Raw genomic sequence first — 17,159 nt, 5'->3', positions numbered from 1 at the left:
CCCTCAAAAGGTCCCATGGACCCAAAGGTCTCCTGCCAGTGGCTCGACTTCGAGCCCCTTGAGCCGGACCGCCAGGTTGGGGTCCGTTACACCCTTTCCCCCGGCCCAGGAGGGCGCCTTTCCCCCGATCACCTTGGGGGCCACGAACAAATGAAGCTCGTCGGCCAGCCCCTCTTCGAGGAAGGACGCATGGACCGCCCCGCCCCCCTCCACCAAAAGGGACCGGACCTCCAGCCCCTGCAGCAAGGCCAAAATAGCCTTCAACGATAACATCTTTCCACGGGAAGGCACCCGAAAAACTCGGGCACCCAGCGACTCCAAGGTCCTTTGTTTCGCCTGGGGCGCTTGGGGCGCGGCGAAAAGGACCGTTCCCGCGGGACCCTTCAGCACCCGGGCCTTGAGGGGGATGCGCAAACGGGAATCCAGAACGATCCGGAGGGGCCATCCGTCCTTCCGGCGCCAGCCCGGCAGGCGGACCGTCAAGGAAGGGTCGTCTTCCAGGAGGGTGCCCGAACCGACCAGGATGGCGTCCGCCCGGGACCGCAGGAGATGGGCCTTTTGCCGGGAGACCTTGTTCGTGATCCAACGGGATCTGCCGGTCACCCCGGCGATGCGTCCGTCCAGGCTGGTCCCGGCCTTGAGGGTGACCCAGGGACGGCCTTGGGCGTGGCTGAAGAAGAAAGCCTGGTTGAGCTCGATCGCCTCGGGCGCCGCGGGCCCCACCTGGACGCCGATCCCGGCCGCCCTCAACAGACGGAAGCCCTTCCCGGCGACCTTGGGGTTGGGATCGCCCGTGGCGGCCACCACCCGGCGGACACCGGCGTCGAGGATCGCGTTGGCGCAGGGCGGGGTCTTGCCGTAATGGGAGCAGGGTTCCAAGGTCACATAAAGGGTGGCGCCCCGCGCGCGGGATCCCGCCCGTCGCAGGGCCATGATCTCGGCGTGTGGGCCACCATAGGGTTGGGTCACCCCTTCCCCCACGATACGGCCGCCGCGAACCAGCACCGCGCCCACGCGCGGATTGGGCGAGACATAGCGGGCCCGGGTTCCGGCCAGATGCAGGGCGCGCTTCATATATTGGAGGGCGGTCATGTCTTACCTTGTTCTTTCGGATTTCCAGTATGCCGAAACCCGCGGGGGGGTTCAAGGCGCGGCCTTTAAGGCTTTTCAAGGACGGAAGGCGAGGTTAAAATCACCGCTCTTTGGAGGATCACGACGCAAAGGGGCTCCCATGCCGACTCTCGTTCTGGTGCGACACGGACAATCACAATGGAATCTGGAGAACAAGTTCACCGGCTGGGTGGACGTTCCCCTGACCGAACTGGGCGAGCAGGAGGCCCACCGCGCCGGCCGGCACCTGAAGGGCATGAAATTCGACATCGCCTTCACCTCGGACCTCCAGCGGGCCCAGAAGACCCTGGCCGTCATCCTGGATGAGATCGGCCAGGCCGGCCTCACCACCGTGAAGGACAAGGCCCTCAACGAACGGCACTACGGCGCCCTGCAGGGCTTGGACAAGGCCCAGACCGCGGCCAAATACGGCGAGGACCAGGTCAAGATCTGGCGGCGCAGCTACGACGTGCCGCCCCCGAAGGACCAGGATGGTTTTTCCGAGTCCCTGAAGGACACCGCCGCCCGCACCCTCCCCTATTTCGACGAGAAGATCGTCCCCTATCTCCAGAAGGGCAAGAACGTGCTGGTGGCCGCCCACGGCAATTCCCTGCGGTCCATCGTGATGCACTTGGAGCATTTGACCAAGGAACAGGTCCTGGAACTGAACCTGGACACCGCCGTGCCCCGGGTCTATGAGCTGGACAAGGACCTCAAGATCCTTTCGTCCAAGGACCTGAAATAAGTCCCGTCCTTCCCGTCCTACCCCTGACCCACCGCGCCTCCCTGTTGGGGTGGCTGGCTTTCGTCCTCATCCTGGGGGGGTGCGCCACCCCCCGTCCGAAACCATCGGCCGCTCTCCCCGCACCCGGGTCCGGACCCATAACCGAGCAACCACCCGCCTTCCCCACCCCGCCGCCCCTGACCGACCGGCAGATCCTGGGCTTGGACCATCCTCCCGGACTGGTCCAGGACCCGGCGAGCGGGCAAAAGGCCCAGGGACCCGTCCTGGAATATTTCTGGAAGCTCAAGGAAAAGGCCAAGAAGGACGGCTGGGACCTCATCCTGGTCTCCGGTTTCCGGTCCTTCTATCACCAGCGCCAGATCTGGAACCACTACGACCGTCTTTATAAGAAGTCGGAGAACTTGGACCAGAAGGCCCGGGTCAGGGCCGTCATGACCCTGGTCTCGATCCCCGGCCTTTCCCGGCACCAATGGGGAACGGACCTGGACATCTCGGAGGCTTCCCTGCGGGGCCAGTTGGAGAACGTGAACCCCGGGACACCCAGCCGGGTGATCGCCTTCTACCGCTGGATGGAGGATAACGCGCCCGACTTCGGTTTTTGCAAGACCTACCAGGGAAAACGGGGCGCGGTGCGGGACGAGCCCTGGCATTGGAGCTTCGTGCCTTTCGCCAAGGTCTATGAGGCCCATATCAAGGGATTGGGCGACTACCATTTGATCATGAGCGACCGCGTGGCCGATGTGGACTACCTGATGCGGTATTTTCCCCAGTTGATGGCGGCCGAAATGAAGTCCATCAGCGATGACTGTTCGAAGGGAAACACCGGCCCGGACGGCCGCTGACCCCTCAGCCCTTGACGCCGATCAGGCGAAGGGGGCTTTTCGAAGGCCCCACTTCCAGCCGGTCCCCCAGCCGGAAAGGCAACCACAGGTTCGGCCCGTCCACGAAGATCCGCCCTTCCTTCATCCGGGAAACGATCCCCAACCTTTGACCCGGTCTTAGAATGCCCCGCACCAGGCGCCGGACGCCGAACTTCCGTTGGTAGGGTTCGCGGACCAGGAATTGGAAGGACCGGGACGTCAGGGACTGGGCCTTCCCGCCCGCTGAGAAGATGGCCGCACTGGAGCCCGCCGCCGTCGAAACCCAGATGCCGCTGGACATTTGTTCCTCGGACCTATCACCGATCTCCAGGAAATAGCGGGAAGTACCGGCGGGGCTGGCCGTACAAACCAGGAGATCGTTAAGGACCCGCCAAGGGTTCGGGCGACCATTGACCCGGAACTGGAGCCTGGGGACCGGGACAGGCTTGGTTCGTCCTTCGAGATGTCCCCGAAGGACCTGGGGAAAATCCTCCAACCGGCATCCGCTGAAACGGGCCACACTGCGCATCGGGTCCGAGTTGACGCCAAGGATGGGGACCCGTTCGACCAGGTGGGAGGCGTCCAGGAGCGTCCCATCCCCCCCCACCGAGACCACCAAGGCATAACGGTGGTCCACGTTCCGGAGCCGGTAGGCCTTGTGGCGCAGGACCCGGTCCACGGGGAGACCTTCGGCCGCCAGGGCCTTCAGGACGCCGGCCAGGGTCCGGTGGTGGCGGTCATGGCTTCCCCGCACCACGGCCAGGTAATCCCCTTTTTTCAGTCCCTTGGTCAAGGAGCCCGAAGCCTGGAACTGGCTGTAGGCGCTTTCCTTATAAATGACCAGGACCTTGCGGTTCTTCATGACCTCAACCTTGGAAGAAGTGATGGAGGGAAAGCAGGCCGGAGCGGATCATCATCACCGCGTAGGCGGCCATGAGCAGGGCGGCCAACTTGGAGACCACGCGGCTCCCCGCGGGCCCCATCCAATGCATCAAGAGCTCCGACTTGCGGAAGACGACCCAGGCGATGGCCAGGTTCGCCAGGAGGGAAGCCCCCACTTCCAGGGGGGAGAACCGGTCCCGCAAAAGGATGAGGGTCGCGAAGACCGCGGGCCCCACCAGCAAGGGGATGCCGAAGGGCACGATCCCCGCCCCTTCGGAGGACTCGCTCAGGCTCAACATCTTCTGTTCCCAGACGATGTCCCGCAAGGCCACGACCAGGACCAGGAGCCCGCCCGCCACCTGGAAATCGCCCGTCTGGAGGCCCAGGACACCCAGGAGCCAAGGGCCAAAGGGGATGAAAAGGAGCCCCACCACCCCGGCCGTCAGGATGGAAAGATCGACGACCCGTTTTCTTTTGGGGGCCGAAAGATCGGACGTGAGTTGGATGAAGGCCGGAAAGAGACCCAAGGGGTCCATGGCCACGAAAAGAGGGAGAAATAACCCCAAAAGGACGGAAGTGCTCATGGAAAGATTATGGGGCCAAGAAAAGGTCGGGACAATGGCTTTAGGAAAGCCGAAGCCTCAACCGCCACCGCCGCCGGAATAAGTCTCATTGGTGCAATTGGCTTTCCCGTAGCTGGTGGCTTCGTACTTCATGTAGGAATAACCTTGGGTATTGACCCGGAACCCAAAATACACCTCATCCCCGGACCCGCAATTGTAATCACCGGTGATCTGGAGCCAAACATGGGACGTGGGTGAAATTTGGATCGCGTAGACATCGCCGTAAGCCATGCCGCCATTGCCGGCCCCCAGAATGGCGGTCTTGGCGGCTTCCGAATCGGCGTAGTAAACGGTCCCCGACGGGATCTGGGTGTAGTTCAACCAATCCCCCGTTCCGAGATAGGCGAAACCATGGCTGGCACCGGAAGGGCTGGTCATGGTTTCAGTACCATTGTTCTGGTCGTATACGATCTGTATGTCACCCGTATCGAGGTTGGTGGAATAACCAATAAAACCCGAATCGAAAGTGAAGATATCCCCGCTATAGGTCGAATAACAGCTATTTGGATCGGCCAGGTAATCGTAGGAGCAACCATAAAGGGTGACATCCCCCATCTGGAGGTTCAGGTTGGTGGTCCCATTGACCACGGCCTGATCCGCGCCGATGAACCGGGGGTTCCCGTATTCGAGCCACTCGGCCGAAACCAGCCAAGTTCCATTGTGCGGCAGGGGAATGCTCACGGTCCCCATGGTCACTCCGTAGGAAATATCCACGAAACCCGTCACCGCCTCCGAACCGGCCGAGATGTTGTATTCGAAAGTCCCATAGCTCAGGGGTAAGGCCGATTTCGGAGAAGGAACCCCCGACCGGGACCTGTTCTTTAAGGCCGGAGAGACCGTTTTAGGCACAGGAAAGGCGATGACCAAAGACGCCGAATCCCGGGGAGTGACCGGAGGATTGGCTTGGTTACAACCCGTCAAGACCAACAAACCGCCTAAAACAAGCAACCCGATCGGGAACAGAATTTTTTTTACCATTTGAACCCCACATTCGCTCCGAAGGTGAATTGATTGAAGGTGACATTCGTCAACTGACCGCCCGTATCCTTCGCGTAATCTTTCGCAAGAACATATTGATAAGAACCGGCCAAATTGAAGAAGGTCGCGGGATCGACCTGGAAGGTAGCGCTTTGCAACGCCCCCAAGAGGTCGCCGCCACCGTTATAGGCCTGGTCATCGGTCGCGTAACCGTTCGAGAGGATATGTTTCCACTCCAGTCCGCTTTCCATCGCCACGCCCGGGGCGAAAACCCAGGCCAGGAACGGCCGGACCCGGAGTCGGTCACCCAAAAAAGTCTCCGAGGTCGGTGAATTGATGCCGGAGGACATGTCCGGAAAAGTGCTTTGGCCGAACAGGTCATAGGACACGGTCAACTGAAGGCGATCGCGACCCAGCTTCTTGACCCATTGCCCGGACGCTTCCACGGTCGGGCTCAGGGTGAAAGCACCCGACACATGGGGAGCGTTCGCAGCCAGGGGCCGGCTATAGACACCGCGCAAGGCAAAAAGCTCGTCCGCCCCGGCCGGAAAACCCAAAGTCCCCATTCCCACCAAAGCCCCCCAGGGAGCGGGCGCTTCACCCGAATTGAGATAACTGGAGGCTTGAAGGAACCCAAACCCAACACCCCACTGGGTCCCTTGCCCCAGCGAGTTGAGGGTATAGAAGACGTTGAAATCCCAACCACGCCCATGGTAATAGCTGGGGTCGAAATTATAGGGAACCGCTCCATCCCCCGCCTTCGCTTCCCACTGGTCATCGCCCGTGGGGATGTTCAATCCTCCCGAAAAACTGGACTTCACATCGCCTCCCGTCGGAAGGACGACGGAAGCCCGGAGGCTCAGGTCGGAGAGATCCTGACCGCTGAACTTGGAAACGTCCGAAGAGGGGGTTGCGTCCGCCTGGTAGTCGCCCAGAACGAAAGCGGTCGAAAGTTGGAAGGACCACTTCTCATTCGAAAGACGATAGGAAAGGGGTAGACGGCTTTCACTGCCGTGATAGATGAAATTCGAATTCCAAAAGTCAAAGACATAACCCGTCTGGAGTTCTTGGTCCCAAGCACCGGCCTTCGAAAGACCGAACACCAAGAAACAGGCAACAAGCGTCGAGAAGAAAGAGGGCGAAATCTTCATTTCCCGCCTCCTCGGACAGACGGTGATCCACCGCCACCACCACCCAATGGATTACCGTATTCAGGAAAGTCCAATTGAAGGACCAGGCCCGCGCGGCCCGTCTGGTTACGGCCGTCATCCCCGGTCTGGCCGACCACATCCCCCGTGCCACCCGAAAGATCACCCAAGAGAGCACCCGGATCATCCCCACCGTTCCCGTTGAACCCGTAGAAGGGGTTGAAGTCGTTCCCACCTTTGCCCTGGTTCCCGTTCCCGTTATTGCCGGTCCCGTTGCCCTTATCAGGGTTCCCATTGGTGAAGGACCCACCTTGGCCTGCGCCGTAGGTATAGGTGTTGCCTCCCGACTGGACCCAAACGGTCCCGTCGAGCACTTGGATATTGGTCTTTCCGGTGGTTGGATCGTATTGCAGGGTGTACTCGGTGCCACGAACACCGCAGACCACGCCTCCAGCCTCGATCTCGAAGGATGATTTGGAGGACGCCAATTTTTGGACCGAAGCGAAGAGTTTCCCGACCAGAAGCTTGAAATGGAGGACCTTGTCCTGACCTGCCAGCTTGCGCATCTCGCCCATTTGAACGTCCGAACCGGGGCTGACCGACAATTGGGAGCCGTCGAAGAAACGGACAATGGTCTTGGAATCGGCGGCCGTGACCACCCGTTCCCCTTCTTTGACCTTGGACCCATCCTTGGCGTCACGGACCTTTTTACCGGACCGGTCCTTCACCTGGACCTTGCCCGCGACCTGGGTCAGGACCCCGGATTCCGTGGACGCAGCCCAAAGAGGGCCGACCGCCATCAGGAGCAGAAATACCGCAGAAAGCTTAAGGAGTGTTTTCAAAAGACCCTCGATCGTTGGGGATTGGAATGGGGCGAATTCTACCAAAGTCCTTATGAATATCAAATCTCAGGACGAAATTTACTCTACCTAAACCTACCGACCGACTGACGGATCACCAAAGGGTACTGCACCCGCCGCCCGTATCCGCCGGGGTCCGAAAATAGGAAAAATACGGGTTCGGCGAAGCCCGGAAAAGGAAACTGGGTCCCACGCTAGCGGGATCACCCGGGTTGACGACTTGGACCCAGGCAAAATCCCCAGGAGTACTGGTCAATTTCAGGCAATAAATATCCCCTGTCTCCAAGGTCGGGACCGCTCCTCCCTTCGATATCGTGGAATCGGCATAAAAGGCAGTGGAAGCGGGCACATAATCAAAATCGACCAAATCGCCGGTTCCCAAGTAGGCGATCACACTGACCGGAAGGCCAACGGGGGTGGCCTCTTGAAAATAGAACTGGTTCGTTGGCGGACCATAGGGATTCACGATCAGGTCCGTCGTGGAAAGCGGGGTCAATGTATTGGCCAAGAGGTCATTGGTGAAATTGTAGATCATTCCCGAATAAAGGATCGAAACCGCCGCGGACTGGGTATTGGTGAAATAGCAATTGCGGATCACGGAGCCTAAATCGATGGATATCTGTTTGGTCGGCGCCGAAACCAGGTCCAGCCTGTCGGCACCGATCGCCAAAGGCGAATGGGTAGCGGCGTCATTCAGTTGGACCGACAGGACCATGTTGTCCTGGCTGGGCACCTCAAGTGAAAAATTCAGGGAACCGGAACTGACCGCGGCCGAAAAGGGGCCGACGCTCCCCTTTTGGATCAAGCTATGATTGGGGCCGTCCAGGCGGTACAAGACCTCGTTCTGGGTGATCCCTAAGAACGACGCCCGGACGTTCGAGCCCAGGGGCAGGGAAACGTCCAGGGCTGTCGGTTTGTTCGGCGAGATCGGTTGGGAGGAGTTGCAACCCCAGGAAAAGAGAAGCGCTGCGCAAGCGAAATAAGCCCATGGGACCAAAGAACGGAATCTCAAACAAACCTCCCCCATCAAACGCAGAATCGAACTACAACTTCACCTCATAGGTCGCGCCAAAAGTGAACATGTTGTAATAAGCATCCGTAAAGGTGGTGCCTGATTCGTTCGCCGGCACATCGCGATGGAGGATGAAGTCATAACCAGCGTTCACTTTCAGATCGCTGGTCCCATCGAGGCCGAACTTCAACTCAGGTTCAAAACCCGCCAAAATCCCGCCACCCTCATGAAGGACATCCGATAACGGGTAATCGTTGGGAAGAATGTATTTAAAATCACCGACCAATTCCAGATCGCCGACCGGAACAGTCGGGATCAAATAAAGCTTAGGCGCATAATATGCGTTCGATTCTTGCGCCAGTTTGCCCGCGGACAGATCCAATCTTTTAGACGCGAAAAAGTACTGGGCGCCGACATCGATCGAAAGACCCGTCGGATTCACCCAGCTATAAGATCCGTTCAGGTTCAAACCCGGTTGATAGGAATCCTGTTCGTTCAATTGGGTCGGAAGAAAGGAATAGGCCGATAGACGAAGGTACTGTCTTTTATTTTTTTCAAATGTCATGACATGGCTCAGGGAAACGAAATAAGAGTCCCCAAATTTGACGTCATCCCCCGACGCACTACCGATCGTTCCCGTATTAAAGGCTCCCGAATAGGAGTACCCGCAGGCCACTCCCAATTCCGTATTTCCCGACGGGAAGGTAAGTCCATACATCACATTGACCCCCAGACCCCTTCCGTGATACCGGCTGTCCATGAAAATGACCGGCACGTTCGCCGTGATCTCCTCGGTCTCCCATGACGTATTACCCGTTGGGAAATTCACCCCAATATTTAGAAGGGCCGGCAAGGAGAAATTATTGAATCGCAGTTCGGTTCCTAATATCGAATCGGAAAGATTTGAGACATGAATGGTGTTCGGATCGCTTTGGGTCGAAAAATAATTCCCAATGCCAAACTGGGAAAAACCGTAGAACGAAAAATCAGGATTGAGATTGATATCGAATGCGATCGGGAAATAGAACTCATTGCCATTGGTCTTATCAGTGAAATTAGTCGTCCAAACACAGCTTTTCTCACCCAAGGAGAAATAACCGGCTTTGGAAACCGAAGGCGCCAGGAACAAGAGGACTATCGAAAAAATATATGCGGGAACAGAATTTTTCACGGGACCGTCTCCCCCGCCCCGACATTCACGATAACCGACAAGTGGCGAACACCTTCCACCGCGGGATCGTTCAAAGCCTTGTCCCCATTCCCCGTCAAGCCACCCGTGAACTGATGGCTAAGGTCGTTCAAGGCGCCCCCATTGTTTCCCCCGCCGTTCCCACTCCCCTTCCCGTTAGCGCCACCGTTCCCATTGCCCCCGTTGCCCGGGTGGTCGGGTTCACCATCATGGAAATTCACGTTCTGGCCCGCCCCATAGATCTGGGAATGGCCGTGGTAGTGGGTATAGACACTACCCTCAAAGACCCCCAACCCCACCTTGTTCTTGACCGGATCGTAGTCCATCCCAAATTGGGTCCCCCGGACGCCGCAGACCACCCCGCCCGCCTCGACCTCGAAGGAAGATTTCGAGGAGGCCAGCTTTTTGACCGAAGCAAAGACACGGCCGACAAGAAGCTTGAAGTGCATGATCTTGTCATCGCCCCCGGGTCTTTCAACTTTCGTGACCTGGAATTCGGTCCCGGGGCTCAGTTTCAACTCGGACCCGTCGAACATCTGCAAGGTCGCCTTGGAATCGGAACCAGTGATGACCCTCTCCCCTTCGGCAACGACCGAGGCTTTCTTGGCCGCACGACTTTTCTTTTTTTTGTTCTGGATCTGGACCTTCCCGCTCAGGTCCGTGATGACGCCTTGGGAGCCGGCCTTGGTTGCCGCTGAAGTCCCGGAAAAACCCGATATGAGGATCAAAGCCAACGCCGCGACCAGTAATTTCTTCATGGGTGCCCTGGTAATTGGGATTTTAAGGAGGAGTTGAAGTGGTGTGACGCATTCTATCGGAACGCCAACAAAATGGCATTAATAGGCTGAAAAACAATGGACGGAAGGAAAACGAGAAAAAAATAGGGATTATTTGGTTTTCATGACGAAAACACCGTCCCAACCCTTTCCGGGCGGATTCTGGCGGAGCTGTTCGCAACGTTTAATGAAGATCTCGGCCGGCCCATCCTTGGGATCCAGCTCGAGGCATTTCTTGAACCCCTTGACCGCCTCGTCCCATTTTTGTTCCCGGTAAAGGGCCAGGCCTTCCTCGAAGGCTTTCACCTTCGATTCTTTGACCCCCGCACCCTTCAGCCGGTGATCCACCAATTCGTAAATGCGGATGGGTTCGTTCTTCCCCTTCACTTTGATGAGGTCCAGTTCCCGGCAAAGCATGTCGTTCTTGACCTGCTCATAGGTGCTTTCGGCGATGATGATCTCGACGTGGTACTCCTTGGTCGTCCCTTCCAGACGGCTCCCCAGGTTCACCGCATCCCCGATGAGGGTATAGCTCTTGATGGATTCGGATCCGACGAACCCGACGACCATGGGACCCGAGTTCAAGCCGATCCCGATCTGGAGCTTTTCCTTGCCCTCCAACTCCCATTTGGGATGGAGCACGTTATGAAGGAGATCCACCATCCCCAGGGCGGTACTGCAAGCCCGGTAGGCGTTGTCCGGTTGATGGGTCGGGGCGCCCCAGAAGGCCATGATGGCGTCCCCGATGTACTTGTCCAGGGTCCCTTCGGTCTGGAAGACCAGGTAGGTCATTTGGGTCAGGTATTCGTTGAGGACCTCGACCACCTCATGGGGCGTATGTTTCTCCGAATAGGTCGTGAAACCCCGGACGTCAGAGAACATGACCGTCAGGTTCTTTTCCTCGCCCCCCAGTTCGATCCCGGCCGGCAGTTTCAGGATCTCCTCCACGACCGAAGGCGCCACCATGCTCTGGAACATCTGCTTCATATAGCGGCTGTGCCGGACCTCCGTCCTGAATTTATAGGTGGTCAGCATCATGAAGGTCAGCAGGAGCGAAAGGCTCGGGAAGGTCACGTTGAGGATCGTCTTGAAATGGTCGAAGCAAACACAGGCCACCCCCACATACCCGACCAGAAGGACGAGGAAGAACAGTATCCCGAGGAAAGGACTGTACCGGGGGACCAAATACCACATCAGCATGGCCATCAGGACGATCAGGAGCAGCTTCCAATAATCGGGCGCCAGGGCCTTGAAGTGGTTGGAATAGACGTTCTCCACGATGGTGGCGTTCAATTCCACGCCGGGTGAGACGTGGCTATAGGGCGTGGGTCGCAGGTCGTAAAGGCCCTGGGCGGTGGCGCCCACCAGGATCGCCGCTCCCTTGAATTGGGCCAATTGCTCCGGCTTGAGGCGGTCGTTCAGGATGTCGCTGGCCGAAAAGGTCGGGATGATCCCCGGCTTCCCACAATAGTCGATGAAGGCGTTATCGTTATCCAGCAGGGGGATCTTCCGATCCCCGATCTCCGCATGGTCGCCCGAGTAGATCTTGATCGGATCTTTGACCCCCAGCAGATAGCGCGCCGCTTGGAGCGCCATGAAAGGGATGTACTTCCCTTCCTTTCCATACCGGATGATGGCGGGGTAATAACGGAAAACACCGTCGGACTCCGGGACCGGCCGGATATTCCCCGCGTCCAGGGCCGCCTTTTGGAGCTTGGGGATCGAGACCAAGAAGTTCTCGCTCCAGAAGGGGTGATCCTCCAATTCGGGTTGATAATCCGCTGCCGTGAAATTCATGTCCGCTTCGTCCAGCTCGGCCGCTTTTTCCGTCTTACCCAGGGTCAAGATGGGCAACAGGACGTTATGGGTCTCCTTGAGGGCCTGGGCGAAGATCTCATCCCCATCCTGGGTGCCCTGGAACTTCCGGACACTTTCCAGGACCTTTTCCTTCATGGCCCTCGTGGACCGGTTGGTCCCCTGCATGGAGGAATCCAAGAGCGTCTGCAACTGTCCGAAAGCCTTGGCCTGATTGCGTTCCGGTTCGGGGAAAAAGACGTCGTAAAAGACGACCTTGGCGCCGTCCGCCTTCAGCTTCCGGATCAATTGGGCATGGATGGACCGCGGCCAGGGCCATTGCCCGATCTCCCGAAGGCTGTTCTCGTCGATGGCCACGATGGCGACCGGAGCCTCGGGTTTCCGTTCTCCACGCACCGGATAGCGGATATCGTCCACCGTCACCGATTCGATGACCTGGAAAATGGAAAGGTTCATCTGGTTGAGGATGAGGAGAAGGAAGATGACCCCGAGGGTCATCCAAAAGGACTTCTTTTTGCTGTAATTGACCTTGAGCTCACGGGCCTGGGGTTCGGGCATGGGTGCATTTTAGGGGCGAAATTCCCCGCCACCAACGCTTTTCATTCCACAGGACCGGACGGATCTTACGGAGGGACAACGTTCAGGAAGAAGCGCTCCGATAGCGTTGAAGCCCTTTCTTCCAGATCCAGACGGTCAAGCCGAAGAAGACCGCCCCCAGGGAAAAGGCGTAGAGGGCCCATCCGCTTTGAAGGCCATGGACAAAGACCTGGGCTGGGAAATTCGAGACCACCAGCATGGGCATCACCGTCAGCAAGGCCCCCTTCAGGAGCAAGGGATAGATGTCCCCGGGATACCGGGAGAATTGGCCGAATTGCCAATAAAGCTCCATCAGGTTGTTGGAGCGTCCGATCCAGAAAGTCCAGGTCGAAAGGATGAAAAGGATGGCGTAATAAATGAGGATACCGTTCAGGAGCAGGGCCCCGAACAAAAGGGCCCCGGACCAGGTCACGGCCGCCCCCATTTTGTTCAAACCATAGAGGACCACCCCGATCCCTACGGTGCTGTTGAGGATCGAGGAGTAATCCGTATAGCGCAGCGAGACCAGGAACTGGGTGTTGATGGGTTTGATGAGGTTGAAATCCAGGTCGCCCTGGCGGATCTGGTCGATCAACCGCATGCAGTTATCGTAGAAGAAGGCCTCAAAGAGTTGGGCAATGGCGTAGTTGGTGCCCACCAGGACGATCATGTCCCACTTCGTCCATCCCACGATGCTGTTCGTCTGGCCGTACATCACCTCGATATAGATGAACTGCATGAAGAGCCACATGAACTCGGTGAAAAGGCGCACCAGGAAGTTCGCCTTGAACTGCATCTCCCGGATAAGGCAGTTCTTCATCATCAGGCCCATCAGCCTCAGGTACCGACCCAAGTCCGCCATGTCAGCCTCCCACTGCCGAATAGCGCTTGAGGCCGGATCTCCACATCACCTGGCTGATCCCATAGAAGACCAGGACCCACAGGAAGCCCAGTCCCAGGACCTGCGGCAGTTGGTCCGCCGGGACCTTCCCCAGGAGGATCGCGCAGGGCCAATAACCCTCGTAACCGAAAGGCGAATGGAGCAGGAAGGGCTGCATGGAGGCCGGCAGGATGTTCAGGGGGACCAAGTGCCCGGAAAGGAAGAACTCGGTCATCATAATGACGAAAAGAAAACCCGAAAGCTCGAGGAACCAGAAGGCCAAGAGCCCGATCGAAAAGGTGAAGAGCATCCCCAGGCAAAAGGCGATGACCAAGGAAAGGACGAAGGCCAGCAATTCCAGGCCGGTGGGCACATGGGTGAAGAACCGGTGCGAAAGGTTCATGAAAAGGAAAACGAACGGGAAGGTAAAAAGGGCGACGTTCCAGAACACGATCTTATGGGCCAGCCGATAACTGACCTGATACCAGAGGTAGCTCATGGGCCGGATGAGGTAACGGTTCAGGAGACCGTCCTTGATGTCCTTGCTGATCTCGTTCATGGTGCCGGGGATGCTGGAGAAGCCCCGGGCGATGTACATATAGGCGTTATAGGCCACCATGTCCTCGAAGCTCATACCCATGATGGTCCCCGGGTTCCCTTCGGCTTCGCGCGCCTTGTAGACCGCCCACCAAAGGAAGATCATGGTGACCAGCGGAAGGAACCGGAAGACCGCGCCAAAGATGTAATTGGCCCGGTAGACCATGTCCTCTTGGGTCCGGGTGGAAAGAATGACCCAATACTTATGGAACGGTGGTTTGGACTGCAGGACTTGAACGTTATCCAGCTTGGGCCCCCTCGAACACCTTTTCGATCACCTCTTCAATGGGGACTTCCTCGATATTGATGTCATCCACATCGAATTGGTTCAAAAGTTCATTGGAGGCATTTTTGACCTTGTCCCGGGGCACCCGAAGGATGGCCTTGACCCGGGTGTGTTCCACCAAGTCACCGAAAACGGATAACTTTTCCCTGGGGATCTCCCCATCCTTGAAAGAGACCGTGACCAGCTTGGATTGGGAGAACTTTTCCACAACGCTATCCAGGCGCCCGTCGAAGACCTTTTTCCCATGGTTGATGACCACCACCCGGTCACAAAGGGCCTGGATGTCGTTCATATAGTGGCTCGTCAGGACGATGGTGGTCTTGGTGCGGCGGTTGTAGTCCTTGATGAACTCCCTGATGTTCTTTTGGGCCACCACATCCAGGCCGATCGTGGGTTCGTCCAGGAAAAGGACCCGGGGGCGGTGCAAGAGCGAGGCAATGAGCTCGAATTTCATCCTTTCGCCCAGGGAAAGCTCGCGGACCATGATCCCCAGGAGCCGCTTCACCTGGAGAAGCTCGGTCATCTCGTCCAGGACTTCCTGGTAGGCCGAATCGGTCACCCCATAGATCTCCTTATTGAGATAAAGCGATTCCTGGGCCGGCAGGTCCCACCAAAGCTGGTTCTTCTGGCCCATGACCAAGGCGAATTGACGGCGATAGTCGTTCTTCCGCTCCCAAGGGGTGAACCCCATGACCCGGGCCGTTCCGGACGTCGGATAAAGGATTCCCGACAGCATCTTCAAGGTCGTGGTCTTCCCGGCCCCGTTGGGGCCCAGGAAACCGACCAGTTCCCCTTCCTCGATGGAAAAGGAGACCCCATCCACGGCCCGGATTTCGGTGAACTGCCGGTTGAAAAGTCCCTTGAAGGCTCCCCCGATGCCCGGGAGGCGTTTCTGGGTGCGATAGATCTTCGACAGGTCCTGCACTTCGATGATGGACATGCGGTCGTGCTCTTTCTTGAACGGTTCCAAAGGGTCGAAAAGCGTGGTTATCATAGGAAGCGCCCCCGGGAAATTCCAATGTTCCGGGACGATATTTAAGAAAGGTCCACCGCTTTCCATGGCCAACCCGAACACTTCCAGGATCATCAAGGAACTACAGCGTCTTTACCCGGATACCCGCTGCTTCCTCCGTTACCAAACTCCCTTCCAATTGCTTTGCGCGGTCATTCTTTCCGCCCAATGCACCGACGAAAGGGTGAACCTAGTGGCCCCCGAACTTTTCAAGGTTTTCCCCACGCCTGAAAAGCTGGCAAAAGCCAAGATCAAGGACATCGAGAAGATCATCAAGTCCACGGGCTTTTACCACAACAAAGCCAAGAACCTATCCGGGGCCGCGAACGCACTTTTGGAGCTCTATAAGGGGAAGATGCCAAGGACCATCGAGGAGATGGTGAAGATACCCGGGGTCGGGCGCAAGACGGCCAACGTGGTCTTAGGGGAAGTCTACGGGATCTCGGAAGGCATCACGGTGGACACCCATGTGACCCGTCTCTCCAACCGCCTGGGCTGGACCAAGCATCAAGATGCGGTCAAGATCGAGCAGGACTTGATGCGGATCGTACCCAGGGAGGAATGGCTTCACTTCTCCCATCGCCTCATCCAGCACGGCCGCAAGGTCTGCGATGCCCGTAAGCCGCTATGCGGCGCCTGTACCCTGGCCCAGTGGTGTCCGTCAGCGAGCAGCCCAAAAGTCAAACATTGAACCGGAAGTGGACGACATCCCCATCCCTCATGACGTATTCCTTGCCTTCGGTGCGGAGTTTGCCCGCTTCCTTGGCCTTGACCGTGGACCCGGCCGCCACCAAGTCCTCGTAAGAATAGACCTCCGCCTTGATGAAGCCCCTCTCGATGTCCGAATGGATCTTCCCGGCCGCTTGCGGCGCCAAGGTGCCCTTCGTGATGGTCCAGGCCTTGGATTCCATCGGGCCCGCCGTGAAGAAGGAAATGAGGCCCAAGGTTTCGTAGGATTTGCGGATGATGGCGTGGAGGCCCCGTTCCTGGATGCCTAGGTCGGCCAGGAATTGGGCCGCTTCCTCCTCGGACAATTCGGCCACTTCGGACTCGATCTTGGCCGAAATGGGCAGGCAGGCCGCCTTTTGGGCGTCCGTATATTTCAAAAGCGCCTGGTAATATTTGTTCCGGGTCACGTCCGCCAGGTCCCCCTCGGCCACATTGCCGATGAAGAGGAAGGGCTTTCGGGTCAGAAGGCTCAGTTCCTTGAGCTTCTTTTCCTGCTCCGGGGTCGCGGGGATGGCCATGGCCGGCTTTCCCTCTTCCAGGACCTTCTTCACGCTTTGGAACAGGTCCCATTCGGCGACAGCCTCTTTATCCCCCGCCTTCTTCCCCTTTTCGGTCCTTTGAAGGCGTTTATCGACCGTATCCAGATCGGCCAGACAAAGTTCGGTCAGGATGACCTCGATATCCCGCACCGGATCGATGGAACCTTCCACATGGGTGATATTGGGATCCTCGAAGCAACGGACCACCATGGCGATGGCGTCCACTTCGCGGATATGGGACAGGAACTTGTTCCCGAGTCCTTCACCTTTGCTGGCTCCCTTGACCAGTCCGGCGATATCGACGAATTCAACGATGGCCGGGACCTTTTTACCGCTCTCTTCCATCTGGGCCAGCCTATCGATCCTTTCATCGGGGACCATCACCACCCCGACATTGGGTTCGATGGTGCAAAAAGGATAGTTTTCCGCTGGGGCCTTGGATTTTGTAATGGCGTTAAAGAGGGTCGATTTTCCGACATTGGGCAAGCCGACGATTCCGATCTTCAAGCGGTCTTCTCCAAAAAGGGATGATCCAACAGGAA

General features: G+C 57.7%; 17 protein-coding genes. 3 read left to right on the top strand and 14 right to left on the bottom strand.

Annotated features, from left to right (window positions below; genetic code table 11):
• Positions 1–3 precede the first annotated feature (3 nt).
• Positions 4–1,092 (bottom strand): bifunctional diaminohydroxyphosphoribosylaminopyrimidine deaminase/5-amino-6-(5-phosphoribosylamino)uracil reductase RibD, encoded by a 1,089-nt coding sequence (gene ribD, locus VHE12_10935; protein ID HVZ81291.1) that lies wholly within the window; start codon positions 1,090–1,092, stop codon positions 4–6.
• Between the two features lie 139 nt (positions 1,093–1,231).
• Here ribD and VHE12_10930 point away from each other — a divergent pair, with 139 nt between their 5' ends.
• Positions 1,232–1,855 carry a 2,3-diphosphoglycerate-dependent phosphoglycerate mutase gene (locus VHE12_10930; GenBank protein ID HVZ81290.1) on the top strand — a complete coding sequence of 208 codons (624 nt, stop codon included), beginning with the start codon at positions 1,232–1,234 and terminating at the stop codon, positions 1,853–1,855.
• Between the two features lie 44 nt (positions 1,856–1,899).
• A complete protein-coding gene (locus tag VHE12_10925; GenBank protein HVZ81289.1) occupies positions 1,900–2,697 on the top strand; it encodes a D-alanyl-D-alanine carboxypeptidase family protein in 798 nt (265 codons plus the stop codon).
• A 4-nt stretch (positions 2,698–2,701) separates the two neighbouring features.
• Here VHE12_10925 and VHE12_10920 read toward each other — a convergent pair whose 3' ends face one another.
• From VHE12_10920 to VHE12_10865, 12 genes are all read right to left on the bottom strand, one after another.
• Positions 2,702–3,577 (bottom strand): NAD(+)/NADH kinase, encoded by an 876-nt coding sequence (locus VHE12_10920; protein ID HVZ81288.1) that lies wholly within the window; start codon positions 3,575–3,577, stop codon positions 2,702–2,704.
• Between the two features lie 4 nt (positions 3,578–3,581).
• Positions 3,582–4,181, bottom strand: a complete 600-nt coding sequence (locus VHE12_10915; protein HVZ81287.1) for a MarC family protein — start codon at positions 4,179–4,181, stop codon at positions 3,582–3,584.
• A gap of 57 nt (positions 4,182–4,238) precedes the next feature.
• Complete coding sequence (locus VHE12_10910) at positions 4,239–5,198, bottom strand: hypothetical protein (protein HVZ81286.1); 960 nt, start codon at positions 5,196–5,198, stop codon at positions 4,239–4,241.
• Positions 5,192–6,349 carry a hypothetical protein gene (locus VHE12_10905; GenBank protein HVZ81285.1) on the bottom strand — a complete coding sequence of 386 codons (1,158 nt, stop codon included), beginning with the start codon at positions 6,347–6,349 and terminating at the stop codon, positions 5,192–5,194. Before VHE12_10905 ends, VHE12_10910 begins: the two co-directional genes overlap by 7 nt.
• On the bottom strand, positions 6,346–7,188 hold the full coding sequence (locus VHE12_10900) for a FecR domain-containing protein (protein HVZ81284.1): 843 nt from the start codon (positions 7,186–7,188) through the stop codon (positions 6,346–6,348). The genes VHE12_10905 and VHE12_10900 overlap by 4 nt, the downstream gene beginning before the upstream one ends.
• A gap of 112 nt (positions 7,189–7,300) precedes the next feature.
• The gene (locus VHE12_10895) at positions 7,301–8,218 is read right to left on the bottom strand and encodes a hypothetical protein (protein HVZ81283.1); all 918 of its coding nucleotides are present in this window, start codon (positions 8,216–8,218) and stop codon (positions 7,301–7,303) included.
• Between the two features lie 31 nt (positions 8,219–8,249).
• Positions 8,250–9,389, bottom strand: coding sequence for a hypothetical protein (locus tag VHE12_10890; protein ID HVZ81282.1), 1,140 nt, complete (start codon positions 9,387–9,389; stop codon positions 8,250–8,252).
• Positions 9,386–10,165, bottom strand: coding sequence for a FecR domain-containing protein (locus tag VHE12_10885; GenBank protein ID HVZ81281.1), 780 nt, complete (start codon positions 10,163–10,165; stop codon positions 9,386–9,388). The genes VHE12_10890 and VHE12_10885 overlap by 4 nt, the downstream gene beginning before the upstream one ends.
• A gap of 129 nt (positions 10,166–10,294) precedes the next feature.
• Positions 10,295–12,556, bottom strand: a complete 2,262-nt coding sequence (locus tag VHE12_10880) for a CHASE2 domain-containing protein (protein ID HVZ81280.1) — start codon at positions 12,554–12,556, stop codon at positions 10,295–10,297.
• Positions 12,557–12,638: 82 nt separating this feature from the next.
• Positions 12,639–13,436: an ABC-2 family transporter protein gene (locus VHE12_10875; GenBank protein HVZ81279.1), complete on the bottom strand. Its 798-nt coding sequence runs from the start codon at positions 13,434–13,436 to the stop codon at positions 12,639–12,641.
• Position 13,437: 1 nt separating this feature from the next.
• Positions 13,438–14,217 (bottom strand): ABC-2 family transporter protein, encoded by a 780-nt coding sequence (locus VHE12_10870; protein ID HVZ81278.1) that lies wholly within the window; start codon positions 14,215–14,217, stop codon positions 13,438–13,440.
• A 73-nt stretch (positions 14,218–14,290) separates the two neighbouring features.
• Complete coding sequence (locus tag VHE12_10865; GenBank protein HVZ81277.1) at positions 14,291–15,331, bottom strand: ABC transporter ATP-binding protein; 1,041 nt, start codon at positions 15,329–15,331, stop codon at positions 14,291–14,293.
• Between the two features lie 64 nt (positions 15,332–15,395).
• Here VHE12_10865 and nth point away from each other — a divergent pair, with 64 nt between their 5' ends.
• On the top strand, positions 15,396–16,040 hold the full coding sequence (nth, locus tag VHE12_10860; protein ID HVZ81276.1) for an endonuclease III: 645 nt from the start codon (positions 15,396–15,398) through the stop codon (positions 16,038–16,040).
• On the opposite strand, the gene ychF is transcribed toward nth, so the two are convergent.
• Positions 16,030–17,124, bottom strand: coding sequence for a redox-regulated ATPase YchF (ychF, locus tag VHE12_10855; protein ID HVZ81275.1), 1,095 nt, complete (start codon positions 17,122–17,124; stop codon positions 16,030–16,032). The two genes, nth and ychF, sit on opposite strands and share 11 nt — an antisense overlap.
• Positions 17,125–17,159: the final 35 nt, after the last annotated feature.

The sequence above is a fragment of the bacterium genome (assembly GCA_035549195.1).
GTDB lineage: Bacteria > Oederibacteriota > Muellerivitia > Muellerivitales > Muellerivitaceae > DASZRK01.
The sequence above is the reverse complement of the archived record's forward strand: the minus strand, read 5'-3'. Positions and strand labels throughout refer to the sequence as shown.

Bases quoted from the DNA above. Each gene is read 5' to 3' on its own strand.
- ribD (HVZ81291.1), bottom strand. From the start codon at position 1,092: ATGACCGCCCTCCAATATATGAAGCGCGCCCTGCATCTGGCCGGAACC.
- VHE12_10930 (HVZ81290.1), top strand. From the start codon at position 1,232: ATGCCGACTCTCGTTCTGGTGCGACACGGACAATCACAATGGAATCTG.
- VHE12_10920 (HVZ81288.1), bottom strand. From the start codon at position 3,577: ATGAAGAACCGCAAGGTCCTGGTCATTTATAAGGAAAGCGCCTACAGC.
- VHE12_10915 (HVZ81287.1), bottom strand. From the start codon at position 4,181: ATGAGCACTTCCGTCCTTTTGGGGTTATTTCTCCCTCTTTTCGTGGCC.
- VHE12_10910 (HVZ81286.1), bottom strand. From the start codon at position 5,198: ATGGTAAAAAAAATTCTGTTCCCGATCGGGTTGCTTGTTTTAGGCGGT.
- VHE12_10905 (HVZ81285.1), bottom strand. From the start codon at position 6,349: ATGAAGATTTCGCCCTCTTTCTTCTCGACGCTTGTTGCCTGTTTCTTG.
- VHE12_10885 (HVZ81281.1), bottom strand. From the start codon at position 10,165: ATGAAGAAATTACTGGTCGCGGCGTTGGCTTTGATCCTCATATCGGGT.
- VHE12_10880 (HVZ81280.1), bottom strand. From the start codon at position 12,556: ATGCCCGAACCCCAGGCCCGTGAGCTCAAGGTCAATTACAGCAAAAAG.
- VHE12_10875 (HVZ81279.1), bottom strand. From the start codon at position 13,436: ATGGCGGACTTGGGTCGGTACCTGAGGCTGATGGGCCTGATGATGAAG.
- VHE12_10870 (HVZ81278.1), bottom strand. From the start codon at position 14,217: ATGGTCTACCGGGCCAATTACATCTTTGGCGCGGTCTTCCGGTTCCTT.
- VHE12_10865 (HVZ81277.1), bottom strand. From the start codon at position 15,331: ATGATAACCACGCTTTTCGACCCTTTGGAACCGTTCAAGAAAGAGCAC.
- nth (HVZ81276.1), top strand. From the start codon at position 15,396: ATGGCCAACCCGAACACTTCCAGGATCATCAAGGAACTACAGCGTCTT.